Annotated in this window: 21 protein-coding genes; 8 read left to right on the top strand and 13 right to left on the bottom strand. The window is 34.1% G+C overall.

The annotated features are described in order from the left end of the window. Positions 1–12: 12 nt before the first annotated feature. The 7 genes from nrfD to FJR47_RS02095 all read right to left on the bottom strand — a co-directional run bounded on the left by nrfD (position 13) and on the right by FJR47_RS02095 (position 5,988). On the bottom strand, positions 13–912 hold the full coding sequence (gene nrfD / locus FJR47_RS02125; protein WP_152298833.1) for an NrfD/PsrC family molybdoenzyme membrane anchor subunit: 900 nt from the start codon (positions 910–912) through the stop codon (positions 13–15). Further along, a complete protein-coding gene (locus tag FJR47_RS02120; protein WP_152298832.1) occupies positions 912–1,550 on the bottom strand; it encodes a 4Fe-4S dicluster domain-containing protein in 639 nt (212 codons plus the stop codon). Before FJR47_RS02120 ends, nrfD begins: the two co-directional genes overlap by 1 nt. Positions 1,551–1,928: 378 nt before the next feature. Continuing rightward, on the bottom strand, positions 1,929–3,221 hold the full coding sequence (gene hisD, locus FJR47_RS02115) for a histidinol dehydrogenase (RefSeq protein WP_152298831.1): 1,293 nt from the start codon (positions 3,219–3,221) through the stop codon (positions 1,929–1,931). Further along, on the bottom strand, positions 3,221–3,640 hold the full coding sequence (locus FJR47_RS02110) for a thioredoxin family protein (RefSeq protein ID WP_152298830.1): 420 nt from the start codon (positions 3,638–3,640) through the stop codon (positions 3,221–3,223). Before FJR47_RS02110 ends, hisD begins: the two co-directional genes overlap by 1 nt. Further along, entirely contained in the window at positions 3,633–4,157 is a 525-nt protein-coding gene (locus tag FJR47_RS02105) for a shikimate kinase (protein ID WP_241855414.1), read from the bottom strand. The genes FJR47_RS02110 and FJR47_RS02105 overlap by 8 nt, the downstream gene beginning before the upstream one ends. Before the next feature lie 91 nt (positions 4,158–4,248). Next, on the bottom strand, positions 4,249–5,532 hold the full coding sequence (locus tag FJR47_RS02100; RefSeq protein ID WP_152298829.1) for a hypothetical protein: 1,284 nt from the start codon (positions 5,530–5,532) through the stop codon (positions 4,249–4,251). A gap of 15 nt (positions 5,533–5,547) precedes the next feature. After that, positions 5,548–5,988 (bottom strand): hemerythrin domain-containing protein, encoded by a 441-nt coding sequence (locus tag FJR47_RS02095; RefSeq protein ID WP_152298828.1) that lies wholly within the window; start codon positions 5,986–5,988, stop codon positions 5,548–5,550. A 168-nt stretch (positions 5,989–6,156) separates the two neighbouring features. Here FJR47_RS02095 and FJR47_RS02090 point away from each other — a divergent pair, with 168 nt between their 5' ends. The 7 genes from FJR47_RS02090 to crcB are packed head-to-tail and all read left to right on the top strand — an operon-like array spanning position 6,157 to position 11,264. Then, positions 6,157–7,473: a S41 family peptidase gene (locus FJR47_RS02090; RefSeq protein WP_152298827.1), complete on the top strand. Its 1,317-nt coding sequence runs from the start codon at positions 6,157–6,159 to the stop codon at positions 7,471–7,473. A gap of 5 nt (positions 7,474–7,478) precedes the next feature. Beyond that, a complete protein-coding gene (gene purC / locus FJR47_RS02085) occupies positions 7,479–8,192 on the top strand; it encodes a phosphoribosylaminoimidazolesuccinocarboxamide synthase (RefSeq protein WP_152298826.1) in 714 nt (237 codons plus the stop codon). 3 nt (positions 8,193–8,195) lie between these two features. Further along, on the top strand, positions 8,196–8,438 hold the full coding sequence (gene purS, locus FJR47_RS02080; RefSeq protein ID WP_152298825.1) for a phosphoribosylformylglycinamidine synthase subunit PurS: 243 nt from the start codon (positions 8,196–8,198) through the stop codon (positions 8,436–8,438). Further along, entirely contained in the window at positions 8,435–9,109 is a 675-nt protein-coding gene (purQ, locus tag FJR47_RS02075) for a phosphoribosylformylglycinamidine synthase subunit PurQ (protein ID WP_152298824.1), read from the top strand. Before purS ends, purQ begins: the two co-directional genes overlap by 4 nt. Beyond that, the gene (locus FJR47_RS02070) at positions 9,106–10,230 is read left to right on the top strand and encodes a hypothetical protein (protein ID WP_152298823.1); all 1,125 of its coding nucleotides are present in this window, start codon (positions 9,106–9,108) and stop codon (positions 10,228–10,230) included. The genes purQ and FJR47_RS02070 overlap by 4 nt, the downstream gene beginning before the upstream one ends. After that, positions 10,208–10,906 (top strand): lysophospholipid acyltransferase family protein, encoded by a 699-nt coding sequence (locus FJR47_RS02065; RefSeq protein WP_152298822.1) that lies wholly within the window; start codon positions 10,208–10,210, stop codon positions 10,904–10,906. The genes FJR47_RS02070 and FJR47_RS02065 overlap by 23 nt, the downstream gene beginning before the upstream one ends. Beyond that, the gene (gene crcB, locus FJR47_RS02060) at positions 10,875–11,264 is read left to right on the top strand and encodes a fluoride efflux transporter CrcB (RefSeq protein ID WP_152298821.1); all 390 of its coding nucleotides are present in this window, start codon (positions 10,875–10,877) and stop codon (positions 11,262–11,264) included. Before FJR47_RS02065 ends, crcB begins: the two co-directional genes overlap by 32 nt. On the opposite strand, the gene FJR47_RS02055 is transcribed toward crcB, so the two are convergent. From FJR47_RS02055 to ovoA, 5 genes are all read right to left on the bottom strand, one after another. After that, positions 11,254–11,823 (bottom strand): ATP-binding cassette domain-containing protein, encoded by a 570-nt coding sequence (locus FJR47_RS02055; protein WP_152298820.1) that lies wholly within the window; start codon positions 11,821–11,823, stop codon positions 11,254–11,256. The two genes, crcB and FJR47_RS02055, sit on opposite strands and share 11 nt — an antisense overlap. Before the next feature lie 3 nt (positions 11,824–11,826). After that, positions 11,827–12,519 (bottom strand): dUTP diphosphatase, encoded by a 693-nt coding sequence (locus FJR47_RS02050; protein WP_152298819.1) that lies wholly within the window; start codon positions 12,517–12,519, stop codon positions 11,827–11,829. Between the two features lie 99 nt (positions 12,520–12,618). After that, a complete protein-coding gene (locus tag FJR47_RS02045; protein WP_152298818.1) occupies positions 12,619–13,038 on the bottom strand; it encodes a pyridoxamine 5'-phosphate oxidase family protein in 420 nt (139 codons plus the stop codon). A 21-nt stretch (positions 13,039–13,059) separates the two neighbouring features. Further along, on the bottom strand, positions 13,060–14,259 hold the full coding sequence (locus tag FJR47_RS02040) for a PatB family C-S lyase (protein ID WP_241855413.1): 1,200 nt from the start codon (positions 14,257–14,259) through the stop codon (positions 13,060–13,062). After that, the gene (gene ovoA, locus FJR47_RS02035) at positions 14,244–16,343 is read right to left on the bottom strand and encodes a 5-histidylcysteine sulfoxide synthase (RefSeq protein WP_152298817.1); all 2,100 of its coding nucleotides are present in this window, start codon (positions 16,341–16,343) and stop codon (positions 14,244–14,246) included. Before ovoA ends, FJR47_RS02040 begins: the two co-directional genes overlap by 16 nt. Before the next feature lie 28 nt (positions 16,344–16,371). On the opposite strand from ovoA, the gene pgeF reads away from it, so the two are divergent. Further along, positions 16,372–17,097: a peptidoglycan editing factor PgeF gene (gene pgeF / locus FJR47_RS02030; RefSeq protein WP_152298816.1), complete on the top strand. Its 726-nt coding sequence runs from the start codon at positions 16,372–16,374 to the stop codon at positions 17,095–17,097. On the opposite strand, the gene dxs is transcribed toward pgeF, so the two are convergent. Continuing rightward, complete coding sequence (gene dxs, locus FJR47_RS02025; RefSeq protein ID WP_152298815.1) at positions 17,078–18,901, bottom strand: 1-deoxy-D-xylulose-5-phosphate synthase; 1,824 nt, start codon at positions 18,899–18,901, stop codon at positions 17,078–17,080. The genes pgeF and dxs overlap by 20 nt on opposite strands. Positions 18,902–18,910 lie beyond the last annotated feature (9 nt).

Raw genomic sequence — 18,910 nt, 5'->3', positions numbered from 1 at the left:
TTAAATATCTCCCTAACTCATTGGTAATAATTGTGGAATAATTAACCACACATGTTTTACTATAGCTAAACCAACTAATGCTAAAATAGCTGCAAATTTTAAAATAATTTCACTTTTGCTGGCTCTGCTTAAGAGAATGAAAAGCATCGGTAAAAGATAAGCTATCCATTGACCCAGCCAGAACATAACAGTGTACGGTCCATCATCTTTAATATATTCAACAACAGCTGCTATCTCTTCTGCTTTCATTGGACCGAATATATACTCTGCCATATAGATTATAAACGCCATCAATGCACTAAGTCCAAGAACTACACCTAAAGTGTTTTTCGCTTCTTCATTTAGTTTATTTCCACCCATCAAAATCATAAAGGCTGAACCTGAAAGAAGAGCAGCTAAAATCATTTGAGCTGATTCAGTCGGCATCTGCCATAATTCCCTTGCCGTACACTGAGCCATTAAACCGGCAGTATATAGCGTTACAGGAATAGCTAAAACTGTAGTCCATAACAACACTTTGTCATATGTCGCATAACTTTTGTTGTATGCAAAAAATATAAGAAGTGTTAAAAGACCCAAGAAAACAGTAGCCATCCATGCACCTACTGTAATTGCAGAAGTCCAGTGAGAATAAACAAATATATGCCACATTCTAAGCGGTTGATGTAAGTCAGCTAGTGTGAAAAGCAGAAAAATATTAATAAATACAAAAGCAACAATTGCAGTATGCATTCGAAGTTTTCCCGCTTGTTCAGGATACATTCTTAGAAGCATAAAAAGCATTAGGATAACACCCGTTCCAATACTTTTAGCCCACATATTAACCGTAACCAGCCAAGGCCATACTATCCCCGGTATTGCTACATCTAAAGTAACTACAGCGTTTGTTGCTGCTAAAATTTCATGTGCCATTAGTGTTTCCCCCCTACTGGAAGTGTTGTAATATCATTAAAGAGTGAATGTCCGTCAACTCTGTGTGATGCAAGAGGATTTAGCGTTACATTTCCACCGCCTACATAATAGTGGTGAGGGTTTGTCCCCTTTTCAGGTTTACGAACTTGAACACCGCCTTGATTGACTTGAATATATTTAGAGATATTTGAAGCAGGATCTTCCAAATCTCCAAAAATATTTGCCTGAACAGGACAAGCTACAACACATGCAGGCATCATAGATGAAGCAACACGATGCGCACAGTATGTGCACTTATCTGCAGTTTGTGTTTGAGGATCAATGTAAATTGCTCCGTAAGGACATGCCATAACACAACCGGCACAACCTATACAGCGTTCTTTATCAATATTTACAATCCCATTTTCCAGATAATGAAGCGCACTAACCGGACAAATTCTTTCACATGGAGCATTTTCACAATGATTACACCTCAATGGAGTAAATGTTCTTTTTGTTTCAGGAAATGTTCCAACATCAACATATTTAACACGAAGTCTCCATGTACTTAGCGGAACTTCATTTTCCACCTTACATGCGATCTCACACCCTTTGCACCCCATACACAAATGTAAATCAACCAGGAAGCCTAATTGCATATATTCTCCTTATACTCTTTTAACAGACTAATGTTAAGATTTATTACTATAACTAATCTAATCAAAAAAAAATTCTTATACTAATATATAGGAATTTCTTATTTATTAAATCTTACCTATATAAAGCTTAAAATTTATTATAAAATTATCACATTTTAACAATATTTCCTCTTTTTGGGAATTTTTTTGATAATTTTATGTCATTTGTTACCAAAATCATCTATTTTTAAATATTAAAAACTAAAAAATGAAATATAGTATTAAAAAAAAGAAAGGTGCTAAATAGTTGTATGTAGAGAAAAGTGGTGATTTTAAAAAAAATCTCAACAAAACTATCAACTTTAAATGATAGTTTTGATGAGTGTAAAATATTTTATACTATTTTTTAAGTCTAACTTTAACTGACTCTTCGTGCGCTGTCAAACCTTCTGTGCTTGCTATAAGCGCGCACTCTTTGCCTATCTCATTTATTGCATTAGAACTAAAAGAGATTATAGAAGATTTTTTCATAAAATTTTCTACTCCAAGAGGAGAATAAAATTTTGCTGTTCCTCCTGTTGGAAGTGTATGGTTTGGTCCAGCCATATAGTCACCAACCGCCTCAGGAGTATTGTGCCCTAGAAAAATAGCTCCTGCATGTTTAATATATGAAAGCAGTTCAAAAGGAGAGAGTGTTGCCACCTCTAAATGTTCCGGCGCTATTTGATTCATCAACTCAATGGCTTCTTGCATATCATCTGTTACAATAATTGCTCCGCGCTCTTGAATTGATTTTCTTGCAATCTCATGTCTTGGAAGTTTTTGAAGCCAATTTTCCAACTCTATCTTTACTGCATCAGCTAATTTTTGTGAAGGAGTGATTAAAATAGAACTTGCCATCTCATCATGCTCTGCCTGAGAGAGCATATCAATAGCCATATGTGAAGGGTTTGCACTGTCATCTGCAAGTATTCCTATTTCACTAGGTCCTGCAATCATATCAATATTTACATCTCCAAAAACCATTTTTTTAGCTGTTGCAACAAAAATATTTCCAGGTCCTGTAATTACATCAACTTTTGGTATGGTCTGAGTTCCATATGCCATTGCTGCAATTGCACTTGCTCCTCCCACTTTATAAACTTCACTTACTCCACACAAATGACATGCTGCAAGAAGAAGCTCATTTGGCTCATTTTCTGGTGTTGGCGTACAAACTACTATTTTTTGAACCCCAGCAACCTGTGCCGGAATAACATTCATTAAAAGAGAAGATGGATAAGCTGCCTTTCCACCAGGTATATAAAGCCCTGCACTATCAACCGGAGTTACTTTTTGACCTAAAATAGTTCCGTTTTCTTCTGTATCAAACCAAGATTTAGGTTTTTGTTTTTCATGATAACTCTTAATTCTCTCATAAGACAAATGTAAAGCACTCTTAAGCTTTTTATCAAGATTTGAGTAAGCTGCACTCATTGACTCTGTGGTTATTTTAAGATCTGCATCACTTTGCGGAGTCCATTTGTCAAATTTTGCAATATGACTCTTTAACGCTTCATTTTTATCGCTTTTTATCTCATTTATAATATTTCCGACAATAGCACTTACCTGTGCTATATCCATTTTCCCACGCCCTAGAAGCTCCTCAAACTCTGCTTTAAAACCACTGTTTTTTGAATTTGTAAAAATCATTATTTGCTTTTTTCCTTATTAAACTCTTCTTTAACTATAGAGAGTGCTTTTAAAAAATTTTCTGCATCTATGGCACCCATAAGCGGTTGATACATCGGTTCACCATCAGGCATTAAAAACCATATAGCAGGAGTACCAGGCTGCCACAGCTCTTGAGGCATATAATCATTTTCATCACTATAAGAAATAATGGAAACAAAATTTTTATTTAACTCTTCTGCAACTCTTTTATCTTCAAAAGTAGTCTCATCTAAAATAACACAAAACTTGCACGAGTGTCTTGAAGAAACAAATAGCACAGGTTTTTTACTCTCTTGTGCGATTTTAACACCTTCATGATAATCTTTTGCCCAATTGATCTCTGATCCAAAGATATTTACTACAATACCAAATACCAAAATTATAAAAATATTACGCATGCTCTTCTACCTTTTTTAAAAGTTCTTTAGCGCACTCTAGTGCACTTTTATCTGTTACATCAATAACTATATCTGCTAAAGCCTTATATTCAGGCAATCGCTCCTTATAAAGCTCTTTTGCTTTTTTTAAATCATTTAATAACGGTCTTTTCTTAAGTTTTTTTGCCGCATTGGAATGACTCTTTATCCGCTTGAGTATTTTATCAAATGGAGAGTTTAAAAAGACAACAATCCCAATACTTTTGAGATTTTTCTGTTTATAAAACCCGCCGCCTGTAGATATAAGAGTATTATCTACACAATTTTCCAGCCAAAGAGAAACTTTTCTTTCTAAATTTCTAAAGTAAGCTTCGCCCTCTTTCTCAAATATCTTCTTAACAGTTCTGTTTTCCATACTCTCTATCAAATCATCGGTATCAACAGACATATAATCAGAAATTTTAATGACTTCACGAGCCACACTTCCCTTTCCCACACCCATAAAACCTATTAAAATAATATTTTTACGATTCGGCATTTAACACTTCCTCTGTACTAAACTTTTAGAAGTACTAACACATGGCACTTTCCACTCTAAGTTCTTGTTATTTTTTACTCTTTTACTATTATTACACATACATACTCATATCAAAATCAGGTTTTGTTTTGATTATTTTCGCATATATCAAAACTGGAACAATAATATTGTACTCTAAAATTATCATGCTAAGAGTAAACAATATTGCAAATATTGGTAAAACAGCCGGAATAAAAAAAGAAATTATAAAACCGATTAAAGATATTATAAAAAGTATAAATTGAATCGCAGAAAGCTTTTTATTTATCATATCATTCATAGTTGGAATACTCATATAACCCTTGGCATTAAGATGAAACCATACCAAAAATGGAACTATCTTATATAGCATTCCCATCATAATAGAAAAAATAAATCCTCCGCCTATCAGCAAAGAGACAACAACTATATACTTTTCATCAAAAAAATCATTAAACGCCCATGAAAATGTACCCAAGGTCATAAAAATAGCCGCACTTCTCCAGTACCAGATAGTCACATCACTTACTTTGCGGCGGCGTGCATTAAGCTTAAGATAAACAGTTGTTGAAAATGCCCAAAAAAATAGTGCAATCCAAATTTTTGCTACAGCACTATATGAATCTATATAAATATTTAAAATTAACCATAACAAAAGCCCACTGACTATAAACCATACAACTCTTTGTTTGCAAAATCTTTTAAATCTCGGTGCTACATAAAACATCGGCAGTACATGAAAAGCCACACCTATAATTAAAACTCCTGCAAAACCAAAAATAGCCCAGACACTGTGAACATTTGCAAATAGCAAATGCAAATCAGAAAATTTTCCTATACCATATGATGCCAAAAGATGCATACCCATCAATGTTATTAAAAGAGCAAAAACCAAACTGGTAATCATTGCGCGTATGCTTGCCGTTATATTTACAACACTTTTAAATGCAAATAACATTGAAATAATGATAACTAAAAACCCTATTCCAAGAAAAATAGAAGCAATTAAAATCAATTTTGACAAATCAAACCATAATCCAAAAATCATTGATAAAGTGCCAAGAACCATAAGAGCGTGTGCGCTCTTTGAAACTAATTCAACTTTAAATATTTTCACCCCTGCTAAAACAGGCAGCATTTGAACAAGTGCACCAAACATTACAAAACTAAAAAATCCGATAGTAATAGCATGTGTAATAACAATTGTCTCAGTTGCATATCTGCTGGATAAAATTCCGGCATCACTAAAAAATATTAAAATTCCTGCTAAAATTGCAAAAAGAGGTGCGGTTATAAAAAATCTAAACGGCGCCGATATGGGTGGCGCTTGATCTACTGACAACCCATCAAAATTCATGTCAAACTCCTGTTTTTATTCAACAATGATTGACTGCATCATTTCTACTATACGATCAGATTCTGCGCTTAAATGTTGCTGCGCCATTGGGTAGAGCATCTGCTCCTCTTTCATATTGTGCTGCTGCATAAGTATCATTAAAGTTTCACTGTTTCCAAAAAACTTATCTTTATCTTTAGCTTCCAGTGCCTTGCCCATCTCTGCTATTAAATTTCTCATTTGAGCATGTTCATGTCTCATAATGGCGGTTGGACCCTGAGTCATTCCAGTTTTTTCTTCAAACTCCAAAAACATTATTCTCTCTTCCATTTGGAAGTGTTTTTCTGCTTCTTTTGCAAACTCTTCATATGCATCTTTTGCACTCTCTATTGATTTAACTACCGCATCTTCCATATTTGCAAACAGCTCATCACAATGACCATGATCTGCTGTTAAATACTCTCTTATTGTACTCATTATTTTTGCCTTACTATTATTGTTATTTTCGTATTATATTAAAAATTATTTAAATATAAATTACCATAAATCAAGAAAATTTCTTTTATCAATTTTTATTTTATTTCAAAGTTGTTATTTAAACAGCTTTTTACTATAATATCTTTTTAAATTACAACAGGGAAAATAATGAAAAACAAAAAATTTATTACTCTTGGTTTTGCATCTATAACAGTTTCGTTGGCACTGCTATTTTCTACAAATTTATTCGCTTATACTGAAGCTGCAAAAGAGGTTAAAGAGAGTTCAAGACTCGAAGCCTTAGCAAAATTTACAAAAGTCATAAGCATTGTTGAACAATATAATGTTGATGACATAACTATTGAAGAGCTAATGGATAAAGCACTCCAAGGAATGATGAGCAACCTTGATGCACACTCAAACTATCTAACACAAAAAGATTATAAAAATTTAAAAGTTCAAACAAATGGTGAATTCGGCGGTTTGGGGATTACAGTCGGATTAAAAGATGGTGCCCTTACTGTTATCGCTCCTATCGAAGGAACTCCGGCAGACAAAGCAGGTATTAAAGCCGGTGATATAATTTTGAAAGTTGACAATCAATCTACTTTAAATATGACTATTGATGAAGCAGTTTCCATTATGAGAGGAAAAGTCGGTTCTCCAATCGAATTGACGATTGTAAGAGAAGAAGAACCAAAACCTCTTAAAATAAATATAGTAAGAGGAATAATAACAATAGATTCAGTCTATACAAAATCTATCGGTAATGATATTCAATATATTCGCGTAACGAACTTTGACAAAAAAGTTATTGACGAAGTTGCAAAAGCTATCAAAAAAAGAAAAGCAACAACAAAAGGGATCGTCCTTGATCTAAGAAACAATCCGGGCGGACTTCTTGATCAAGCAGTAGGCCTTGTTGATATATTTATCGATAATGGTGATATAGTTTCTCAAAAAGGAAAAAATAAAGCTGATGATGAAGTCTTTACTGCAAGTTCACAAAATACTTTAACAAAAGTACCATTGGTTGTACTTATAAACGGTGGAAGTGCGAGTGCGAGTGAAATTGTAAGCGGTTCACTTCAAGATCACAAGAGAGGCATTATAGTAGGGCAAAATACATTTGGAAAAGGAAGCGTTCAAGTGGTACTTCCTATAAATGAAGAAGAAGCTATCAAGCTCACAATTGCAAGATATTATCTTCCAAGCGGAAGAACGATTCAAGCTATTGGAGTAAAACCTGATATAGAAGTTTTTCCGGGTGAAGTTACAACAAACAAAAATGATTTCGCAATAAAAGAGGCTGACTTAAAAAAACATTTAGAAGAAGAATTAGAAAAAGTGGATGGGAAAATAGAAGAGGATGAGGCTCAAGAAGACTCAAAATATATCATAACAGATGAAGCAATAAACAAAGACATGCAGCTTAAAGTTGGTGTAGATATTCTAAAAGCATTAATTATTACAAAAGGATTATAAATAAAATGGAAAAAAAAGAACTACTCTATGAGGGAAAAGCAAAAAAGTTATTTTTAACAGATGATGAAAATCTTGTTATTTCAGAATTCAAAGATGATTTAACTGCATTCAATGGCGAAAAAAAATCAAGTGAAGCAGGCAAAGGTGCACTTAATAACAAAATTTCTACTGAGCTTTTTAAACTTTTAGAATCTAAAGGTATACAAACACACTTTGTTAAAATGTTAGATGATAATCATATGTTGCATAAAAAAGCAGATGTTATTCTTATTGAAGTTATTGTCCGCAATATTGCAACAGGAAGCTTAAGCCGTAATCTAGGAATCAAAGAGGGAACAGTTCTTCCATTTACACTAGTTGAATTTGATTACAAAAATGATGCTTTGCGTGATCCTAAACTCAATGATCAGCACGCTCTTATTTTAGGACTTGTAGACTTTCAGGATGAGCTTGACAAACTTCGTCGCATGGCAAGACAGGTAAATGATATTCTTAAGCCGTATTTTGCAGAAAAAGGTCTTAATCTTATTGATTTTAAATTAGAATTTGGAAAAGATAAAAGCGGTAATATTATATTAATAGATGAAATTAGCCCTGATAATTGCCGTTTTTGGGATATGACAAGCGGTGAAAAAATGGATAAAGATAGATTTCGTCAAGGTTTAGGTGATTTAACAATAGCCTATGAACAAGTTTTAAATAGAATTTTAGGGAAATAACAGATGAAAGCAATTGTAAATGTATCTTTAAAAACAGGTGTTTTAGATTCTCAAGGCAAGGCGGTGCATCATGCATTAGAATCTTTGCACTTTAGTAATGTAAATGATGTGCGAATTGGAAAACAGATAGTTTTAAATCTTGATGAAGCTGATGAAACAAAAGCTATGGCAGATGTTACAAAAATGTGTGAAGAGCTTCTTGCTAATACCGTTATTGAAGATTATCAAATTGAGCTGATAAAATGAAAGTAGCAATTTTACAATTTCCGGGTACGAACTGCGAGTATGACACGCAACATGCCTTTGAGTCATTAGGAGCGCAAACAGAGATTTTATGGCATAAATCTGAAACAATTCCTTCTGATACGGATCTTTTAGTAATTGCGGGCGGTTTTAGCTATGGCGACTACTTAAGAAGCGGTGCAATTGCAAAATTTAGTCCTGTTATGAAGGCAGTAACTAAATATGCAGATAATGGCGGAAAAGTATTGGGAATCTGTAATGGATTTCAAGTACTTACAGAAGCGGGTCTTCTTCCTGGTGCACTTAAGAGAAACGAAAACCTGCACTTTATCTCAAAACATCATCATCTAAAAGTGATAAACAATGATAATATATTTTTAAAAAAATTTAATGTTGGTGATATTCTCAATATTCCTATTGCACATCATGATGGTAACTATTACATAGATGAAGCTGGATTAAAAGAGCTCAACGACAATAATCAGATTCTTTTGAAATATTGTGATGAAAATGCAGAAGATAAAAATCCAAATGGAAGTGTAGACTCAATTGCTGGTATTTGCAATAAAGAAAAAAATATTTTTGGATTAATGCCTCATCCTGAAAGAGCAATGGAGTCTCTTCTTGGAAGTGATGATGGAGTTAAAATGTTAGAGGGATTTTTAACAGCGTGAGGAGTTTACTATTAGTATCGTTTTTTTTATGCATCTCTATATTTGCGAATACATTTGATGCATCAAATTCAGACAACTTTACTAATATTGAAAAAAGCACTCATCACAACAACTCTTCAAAAGTTATTTACCTAAACTATCAAGAAGTTCCATCAAGAGTTTTAAAAGGAGAGATTTTTAAAGTAACCCTTAAAGTTCTCTCTACAGTAAAAGACTTTTTAGACATAACTTACGATCTTTCAAATTCAAAAGGATTGAAGCTTTTAAACGATTTCCCTTTAAGAGAGGAAGATTCTAAATATTATTATGATACTTTTTATTTTTTAGCAACATCAACTACTGTAAAACTTCCGGACTTTAGAGCCATATTATTAAGTAATAATAGCGATGTCCAATACAAAACTACAACTTTATCGGGTCAAAATTTAAATGTTATCTCATTAAATCCTAAAAAAGATTTTTCAAATATTATTGCAGATATATTTGAAATTATTGAATATAAAACTACTAACTACAACGATACACACAACATTGTTGTGTTTGTAGCAACTGCAAAAAATTGCGATATCTCTGCTTTAAAACTAAATGATGTGTATAAACAAGGTACAGAATCTATTGTAGAATCTTATTTTGATTCCAAAATTACATACTATGCAATCATAGATAAAAAAATAGAAAATTTATCATTTTCCTATTTTAATCTAAATAAAAATGAATTTGTACCGATCAATATACCAATAGTTTTAATAGATGACAGCGTAACTACACAAAGTGATTTAAAGCCAAAAGATCAATCTCACGAAATGTTAAAAATTGCTTTTGCTGCAGCTATAGCTATTATACTTTTTTTTATCATTTTATTGAAAAAAAAGTATATTTATTTAGTTTTTATTCTCATTCCTCTTGCATATATTGCGTATACCGGTATTCCATCAAAAGAGATATGTATAAAAAAGGATTCAAAAATTTATCTTCTTCCTATAGCAAATGGAACAATATTTGAAACAACCCCAGGTAAATACTATCTGAAAAAAGAGGATGAAGTAAAAGGGTGGGTAAAAGTGCAGTTAAAAAATAAAAAAATAGGTTGGGTAAAAAATGAAGATATTTGCTCACATTAGTTGGTTATTTGCAACCATAATAATAGCAGTATCACTTACTATAATGATATTGACTTTTTATATTCTCCCTAGACCATATAGCAGAAAACTCTCAGCCTGGCTTATTAGAATCAGTATATTTTTTACAGTTGAAGTAAAAGGCAAAGAAGATCCAAAAGCTCAAATGTTTCTTTTAAATCATCAAAGTGATTTAGATATAGTTGTAATGGAAACAATCACTTCAAGGGATCTTACTTGGGTTGCAAAAAAAGAGCTCTTTGATATGCCTTTTTTCGGTTTAATTCTTAAGTTGCCGCAGGATATAGCAGTTGAGAGAGAGAGTAAAACATCTCTTATAAAACTTTTAAAAGATGCAAAGCGCGTCCTTAAAACAAATAGAGTAATAACCATGTTTCCTGAAGGAACACGCTCCACAAAAGACAAAATGCTTCCATTTAAATCAGGAGCAAAAATTGTAGCTGATGCAAACAGACTTCGTGTTCAGCCCGTTGTACTAATACAAACTTCAAAATACTATAATATAAAAAACTTCTACTATAAACCAGGGCGCATAAAAGCGATCTATATGGAATCATTTGTAGCTGATAAAAATGATGAAAACTGGCTAAAAGACTTAAGAGAAAAAATGCAAAAGGTGTATGATAATGAGCTGGCAAACAATCCTAGCCATAGGTAGCGGCGGTTTTATAGGTGCTGTTTTAAGAGCTTACCTAAACGGTTTAATCTCTCATAAATTTCCGCATGATCTTCCATATGGGACTTTGGGAGTAAACTTAATCGGCAGTTTTATAATGGGGTTGCTTATAGCCTATTTTATGTCTACAACACTCTTTTCAGTACATGCAAAATCATTTTTGTCTACTGGGATTTTAGGTGCACTAACTACCTACTCTACTTTTGCCATTGAGAGCTTTTTTTTGTTAAACAGCGGGCATATACTCCTGGCAGCTGCAAATATCTCTCTTAATGCATTTGGAACTATTTTTACGGCTGGAAGCGGTTTTTATTTAATGAAGTATTTTCTTAAATCATAATTATTTCGTCGGCACACCACTTTGCCAAATCCAAATCATGCGTTATAAGCAGCATCCCCATCCTGTCAAGATGCTTTACAAGCATACTCATAACTTCCAACTGAATTACATTATCAAGCGCAGATGTAGGCTCATCTAGCAGAAGCAGATCCGGTTTCATAAGCATTGCACGAAGAATCGAAGCACGCTGAAGCTGCCCTCCGGAGAGTTCATATGGAAGCTTAAGCAAGATTTCATAATCTAACTTTATATTTTCTAAATATTTATCAAGCTCATCAAGTTTTGCTACATCTTTTATCTGATTCAAAAGTTTATAACTTGGATGAAATGAGCTATAAGGGTCTTGAAAAACTTCTGAACAAAAAGAACTTTTAATTGAACCAGATATTGGTTTTAAATTTTTTAGTATCAACTCAAAAAGAGTACTTTTACCAGCTCCACTTGCACCGACAATCGCTTTAATTTCCCCTTTTTTTAATGAAAATGTCAAATTATTAAAAAGCAAGAAATCTTTTTTATATCCAAAAGAAAGATTTTCAACTTCTAATATATTACTCAAATCTCAACTCTTGTTTAAAGCTAAATAGAGTTTTGTAAGTTTTTTATATAACTCATCTGGTTTTATGTCACTATTTTCTTCCAAAATTCTTTTCATTATTACATTATCCTCTTCACCGGCCCAAATTTTTATATAATTTCCCTCTTTATAGCCGTGATCCTGTCTAAACTGATTTAAAATATTTTTTCCTACATAAAGCTTATACAAGCTCTCCAAATCAAGACCACTCATTACAACTAAATCAAAAAAGTCTGATATCAATTTTTCAAGATTTAAAGGCTCTTTAGAGAGAGTATCTAGCATAATCGATTCTATCTTTTCTATAATATCATCTTGCTGTGCAAATGTCGTATTTTGAGTATTTATTTTATTAAAACTTTCTAATTCTGAAATATTTATCGCTAAATCTTCAATTTGACCTCTTAGTGTTTGAGAGTAGTTTTCTATAGCCAAACTCATTATAAAATGCCAAACATCAACAACTTCAACTTGTAAATTATCCCAATCTGCCTCTTTATCTATATTTTTCCAGTGCTTCCATGTAAAACTCTCAATCATTTCCGCACACTCCATGTAGATACATCTTTTCCAGTTTATTACTTTAGAGTTTTTTGTTATTCCGCTTGTCCATTTTTCTCCGTTTGTAGCCTCGTTTAAATCTGCTTGAAGCTGCAGCATAAGTAATATTTTATCCATCTGTTTTTCTCTTTAAAATTTAGTTATACCATTGTACCAAATAAGCTAAAACAGCTTACTTAAAACCTTTAATGCTGCATAAAAATCTGCCATGCTCTTTCAAGATTTCTGCCAAATAATTTTTTTACCAAATCCCAAAGTATTATCCGTCATTTTAAAATAGTTTATTTTTATCTGCCAAAGTTTGGGATTCATAGCAAGAGCATAGGGAAACTTTTTAAAATATAATTTTTTTAAAGTCTCATCTTCTAAAAGCAAAAATTCTCCCCTAAATTGAACTCCTTCTATTTTACCTACTATTTTAGTCTCTAAAACAACTGCTCCTGCAACAAAAGGATTTTTCAAAATATTTTGTATATGCGTAGTAGCTTCGCTGCTTGCCACGACAAAAGAGTTCTTTACTTTATCAAAAACATAAAAAAGGCTGCATGCACTAAGCTCTTTTTCATTTGATGTAGCAAGAGTTAAAACATGATGTTTTGATAAAAACTTATCTATTTTTTCTAAATCACTGCTCATTACAACTTCTTTCTATTTATATCAATCAATTTTTTTATACTCTAATAATACTTTTTCTAGTGAACTAACTATTTGAAGCATTTTAACAAAGCAAACTGCAAAATTCAATCTCATAAAACCACTTCCCTCTCTGCCAAAACCAAGCCCGGCACTAAGACCTAATTTTGCCTCTTTTACAAAAAAATCTCTCAACTCTTTATCTCGAAGTTTCATCCCTCTGCAATCGAGCCATGCGAGATAGGTTCCTTCTATAGGTGTTACTTTTATAAGATGCGGGAATTTTTCACATACCTTCTGCAACATATTGTAGTTTTTCAAAAGATGCTCTTTTAAGGCTTCAAGCCACTCTCTACCATCTTTGTAAGCAGTTTCAAAAGCTGCATGCGAAAGAGAGCTTCCATTTGCAAAATGGATACGGTTATAAACTTTTAAAAATTTCTCTCTTAAATCTCTGTTTGGTATTGCCACGCTGCTTATAGCAAATCCCGCCATATTAAATGTTTTTCCAACTCCTATGGCCGTAACCGTTATATTTCTGGCTTCTTGAGAGAGCGAGACAAAAGGAGTATGTTTGCTTGGAGCATAAACCAAATCACAATGTATCTCATCGCTAAATACGACAATATTGTGTTTAAGACAAACTTTTAAAATCTCTTCCAATTCTTCTCTTTTCCAAACCCTTCCAACCGGATTATGCGGCGAACAAAGAAGCAAAAGCTTTGTCTTTTCATCAATTTTTGATTTTAAATCCTCTATATCAAAAGTGTAGCTTCCATCATCTTTTTGTTTGAGAGGGTTCTTCAAAATATCTCTCTCATGCTCTATCACACTGTGAAAAAAAGGTGAATAGACAGGTGTTTGCACTATCACTTTATCACCCTTTTGTGTAAATGCTTCTATCGCAACATTCATGCTTGCAACCACAGAGTGCGAATAGAGCATATCTTCAAGCACAAACTCTACATTATGCTCCCTCTTCATCCACTCTATTTGAGCGTCAAACATACTAGATGGCACCTCTTCATATCCTATAACCGGATGTTCTAATCTCTTTTTTACAGCATTTAACACAAAATCAGGTGTATCAATATCCATATCTGCCACCCACAAAGGCTCCACACCCTTAGTTCCAAATAGCTTCTCTCTTAAAACATACTTCTCCGAATTTGTGTCTTCTCTTGGTACAGAAGTTGAAAAGTCGTATCTCACTTCTTTCTCCAAACACTTACCTCTGCAACACTGTGCTGAAACTTTCTTGCTGTCTCTTTTATAACAAACTCTCTATCCTCTACATGTAAAAGTTCAAAATTTTTGCCAAGTATCGCTTTGAGCGTATCTATGGTTTTAACCTCTTTGCCACTCTCATCTCTATATCCGCCCAGCCAGAACTCTTTTTTGGTTGAACTCTCCTGCCATGTGTATGGTGATGTTAAAATCAATACACCTTCGTTGTTTAGTCTATTATGCACACTCTCTAAAAATAGTTTAGGGTTGTAGAGCCTGTCTATGAGGTTTGTAGCGAGTATTAAGTCATAAGAATTAAAATTTGGTTTTAAGTTGCATGCGTCACCCTGCCAGAATGAGACTTTTTCTTTTACTTTCTCATAACCGAGCTCTTCTATACTTACCCTCTTTTTTTGCACCAAATCGCCCTCAGTTTTTGAAGAAAATGCTATGTATCCCTCATTTTTGAGCTTTACGCCCACGCCTATAAATCTAGCGGAAAAGTCAATCCCTTCAACTTTGTTAAAACTCTTGGCAAGCTCAAATGTTGTTCTTCCCGTTGCACATCCCATATCAAGTGCTTTTGTATAATTTTTTACAAATTTAGAGGCTATTTTTGCGCACTCAATTGCAAAGTTTTTTACGCCTAAGTATGCATCTCCATACTGGAATTCACAATACTGTGACACCAATTCATCGCTCTCGTAAACATCTTGTTCTATCTTTATGTCACTGTTTGATACTACATATCTAAAACCGGCATTTTGAGGGAAGTGTTTGCGAAATGCGTAGCGGGAGTGTTTCATAATTAAATTTCCGCTACTTGCCCACGATGAGCCTAAAATAAGCGCATGTCTATTGTCAAATGTAGGTACAGAAAAATCATCATATGCCGGATGCACTTCAAAACCCTCAAAACCAAATATCGGCGTTCTACTCCACTGCCAGACATTCCCGACAACATCATATATGCCGTTAAAGCCAAACTCATTTACAGGGCATGAACTAAAGTAGTGATAGAAGTTTAGATTTGCTCTGCTCTCATGAAAATCAGGAATATCACGCAAACCTGCATAATCATATATCAGTCTATACTCCGCCTCACTCGGCAAAGAATAAAATACTCCATCCTTTTTACTTTTGTAACGACAAAACGCCTCTGCTTCAAGTGCGTTAACATCAACCGGCCAGTCAAGCGGCATATCTATGAGCTTACAAAGCGTTCTGTATCTAAATTTGCCATTTTCAAAAACCCAAAAAGTTGGGTGTTTCGCACCGCTGATTTTTAAAAACTTTCTCCCCTCATCATCCCAAAACTCTTCATTTTCATATCCGCCATCTTTTACAAATTCCATAAACTCGCCATTGCTTACCAAATATTTTGAAGTCTTAAAATCATCCACATATTGCGAATATTTACCGTATTCGTTATCCCATCCGTAGAGATTATGTGATTTATCTTTACCTAAAACAACATTGGCACCCTCTATTTTTATCATCTCATTTTTTACAGCCTCCGAACTATGCGGACAGATGTTGAACTCTCTTACCTCTTTAACATTTTTAAGCGGCATCTGACGGTGCAGAACCAAAGAGGTTTCTATATGAATGCGCTCATGCTCTATACCCATTAAAATTATCCATATAGGCGATTCCTGTGTGATTGGCAGAGTTAGAGGAAGTGAACTTATAAGCCCATCAACAAGACTTCTAACCTTTTTGCGGTACTCTCTTACATCCTCCACTTTAGGCCATTTGTAACGGCTGCTCTCTAAGTCATCCCACTCCATCTCATCCACACCCACGGCAAAGATAGACTCAAACTCAGAGTTTATACGCTCTTTAATTATCTTCATATAAACTAGTTTGTTTATAAAAAAAGTTGCCGTATGTCCAAAATAAAATATCATCGGATGACGAGTCGGTTCAGATTTTTGATAAAAAATCTCATCGCTCTTTAGTACTTCAAAAATCTTCTCAAAAATATCGTAAGTATTGTGAAAATATGCTCTTATCTCTTCTCTTTTTGCCTCTATATCTAAACCATCCAAAGTAACCGGATATAAACTAAACTTACTCAAAATATTCCCTTTTGGATATAATTTTTCTATGAAATTTTATTATAGTAAAAAACTAGACTCATTTACAAACCTCTTGCACGCTTTTACAACAAAAGAGTGTGGAAACTTGGCATTTCATGTCGGAGGTAACGAAACAGAGGTGCAGAAAAATCATGAACTCTTAGCAAAAGAGCTAGGGTATAAAAAAAACTCGCTCGTGCACATGAAACAGATTCACTCCGATATCGTATATATGGTAAGAGATGAAGACTTTCAAACTCCGCCAACTTGCGATGCGCTTATAACAAACAGAAAAAACACTCCGCTTATGGTTATGGTAGCTGATTGTTCTCCTTTGCTTTTATACGATGATAAAAAAAAGGTTATCGCTGCTGTTCATGCAGGAAGAGCAGGCGCATTTAAAAATATAGTAAAAAATGTAATTAAGAAGATGCAAACGGAATTTGACTCAGATCCAAAAGACATATATGTAAGCGCTGGTGCGAGCATTGGTGTCTGCTGTTATAAAGTTGGAAGTGAGATTTACGAAGAGGCAAAAGCACTATCTTTAGAGTATGCTGTTCAAAAAAGGAACGAGAACTTCTATCTTGATGTAGCTGCAATTTTAAAAAAACAACTTTTATCTTGCGGCATAAAAAGAGAAAATATTGAGTTTTGCGATGAGTGCACATGCTGCAATACTCATAAATATTTCTCATACAGAGCTAAAGCAAAAACAGGAAGGTTTGCGGGAGTTATTCAACTAACTCCATAACCTTTTTTGCCAACTGTAAAGGCAAAAGTCCCAAAGACTCCTCCACCTGTTTCGTATTTCCATGAGTAATAAAATTATCTTCATACTCAAAACTCACCACTTCTACATCTAAAATCTTCTCTTTTGACAAAAACTCTAAAATAGCACTGCCGACTCCGCCCATCTTTGCGCTGTCACTAAATACGAACCACTTTTTATGTTTTGCAGCCATTTCACGAAGCATTTCATTATCAAGAGGCTTTACAAATCGCAAATCTAAAATGCTAACTTCATCATTTAATAACTCAGCTGTCTGATAAGCACGACCGACACCATTTCCATAGCCTATAAACAAAATATCACTGCTATTTGAACGAAGCAGTTGTGATTTTGCCAATTCAAAGGGCTGAGATTCCGGCAGATCAGTCTCTATAAATGAGCCTCGCGGATAACGCAGAGAACATGTGTGCTGATAACTGGCTGCAAAAGCAAGAGCTTGATGAAAAGATTTTTCATCTCTAGGAGCAAAAAGAGTCATATTTGGTATAGCTCTTAAAAAGCTGATATCAAAAACTCCTTGATGCGTTTCGCCATCTTCGCCGACTATTCCGGCACGATCAAGTGCAAAAACAACCGGCAGATCCATTAGGCATGTATCATGTATTATTTGATCATACCCTCGTTGTAAAAATGTAGAGTAGATTGTACAAAATGGTTTAAATCCCTCTTTTGCTAAAGCCGCCATTGAAGTAACAGCATGCTGTTCTGCAATTGCCACATCCCAAAATCTATTTGGATACTTTTGAATTAATTCGCTTAAACCCGTTCCACTAGGCATAGCAGCCGTTGCACCAACAATTTTTTCATTCTCCTCACACAAGTGCAAAAGAGCTTCTGCATATATTTTAGTTGCACTCTTAAGCGTGCTCTTGTTAGATGAATTTCCACTATCTATATCAAAAGGTCCAACTCCATGCCATTTTTCTTCCTGTCCCTCAGCCTTTTCATAACCTTTTCCTTTAATCGTCTGAGCATGAACAATAACAGGTTTTTTAAGCTCTTTAGCTTTTTGAAGTATCTCTATAAGCGAAGGAAGATTATGTCCGTCAATGGGCCCTATATAATCAATTCCCATCTCTTCAAACATAATACCCGGAGTTATAAGCTTTAGAGACTCTTCCATTCTTTTTGCAATATAGTGCGCACTCTCTCCAAAATTATCTACAAAATTTTCAGTATGCTTTTTAAAGTTTTGATAAAATGGTGATGCCATGGCTGAACTAAGCATTCTGCTTAGTGCTCCAATGGGCTTAGATATGCTCATCTCGTTATCATTAAGTATAATAATCATCGGATATTTTCTATCGCCTAGTTCATTAAGAGCTTCATAAACCATCCCTGCAGTCATAGACCCATCGCCAATCATAACTACAGGAACTCTTTCATTTTGCTCACCTTTAAGAGCAATTGCTTTAGCAGCACCAACACCCAAAGATATTGAAGTAGAGCTGTGTCCCGCCACAAAGTAGTCATGTTCACTCTCACTTGGTTTTGTATAGCCAGATAGACCGTTAAACTGCCTTAGTGTATCAAACTCTTTCCATCTTCCTGTTAAAAGTTTATGTGCGTAAGACTGGTGCGATACATCAAAAATAAAAGGATCTTTTTTACTGTCAAATACCTTATGCATAGCTACTATAAGCTCAGTAGCTCCCAAAGTAGAACTTAAATGTCCGCCATTTTTACTGACCACTCTTAAAATTTCTTCTCGTATCTCTTTACAAAGATTTTCTAATTCTTTAATTGTGCTTGTTTTTATATTCATAAATCTATT

The organism is Sulfurimonas xiamenensis (assembly GCF_009258045.1).
GTDB classification, from domain to species: domain Bacteria; phylum Campylobacterota; class Campylobacteria; order Campylobacterales; family Sulfurimonadaceae; genus Sulfurimonas; species Sulfurimonas xiamenensis.
This window is presented reverse-complemented; position numbering and strand designations above follow the sequence as displayed.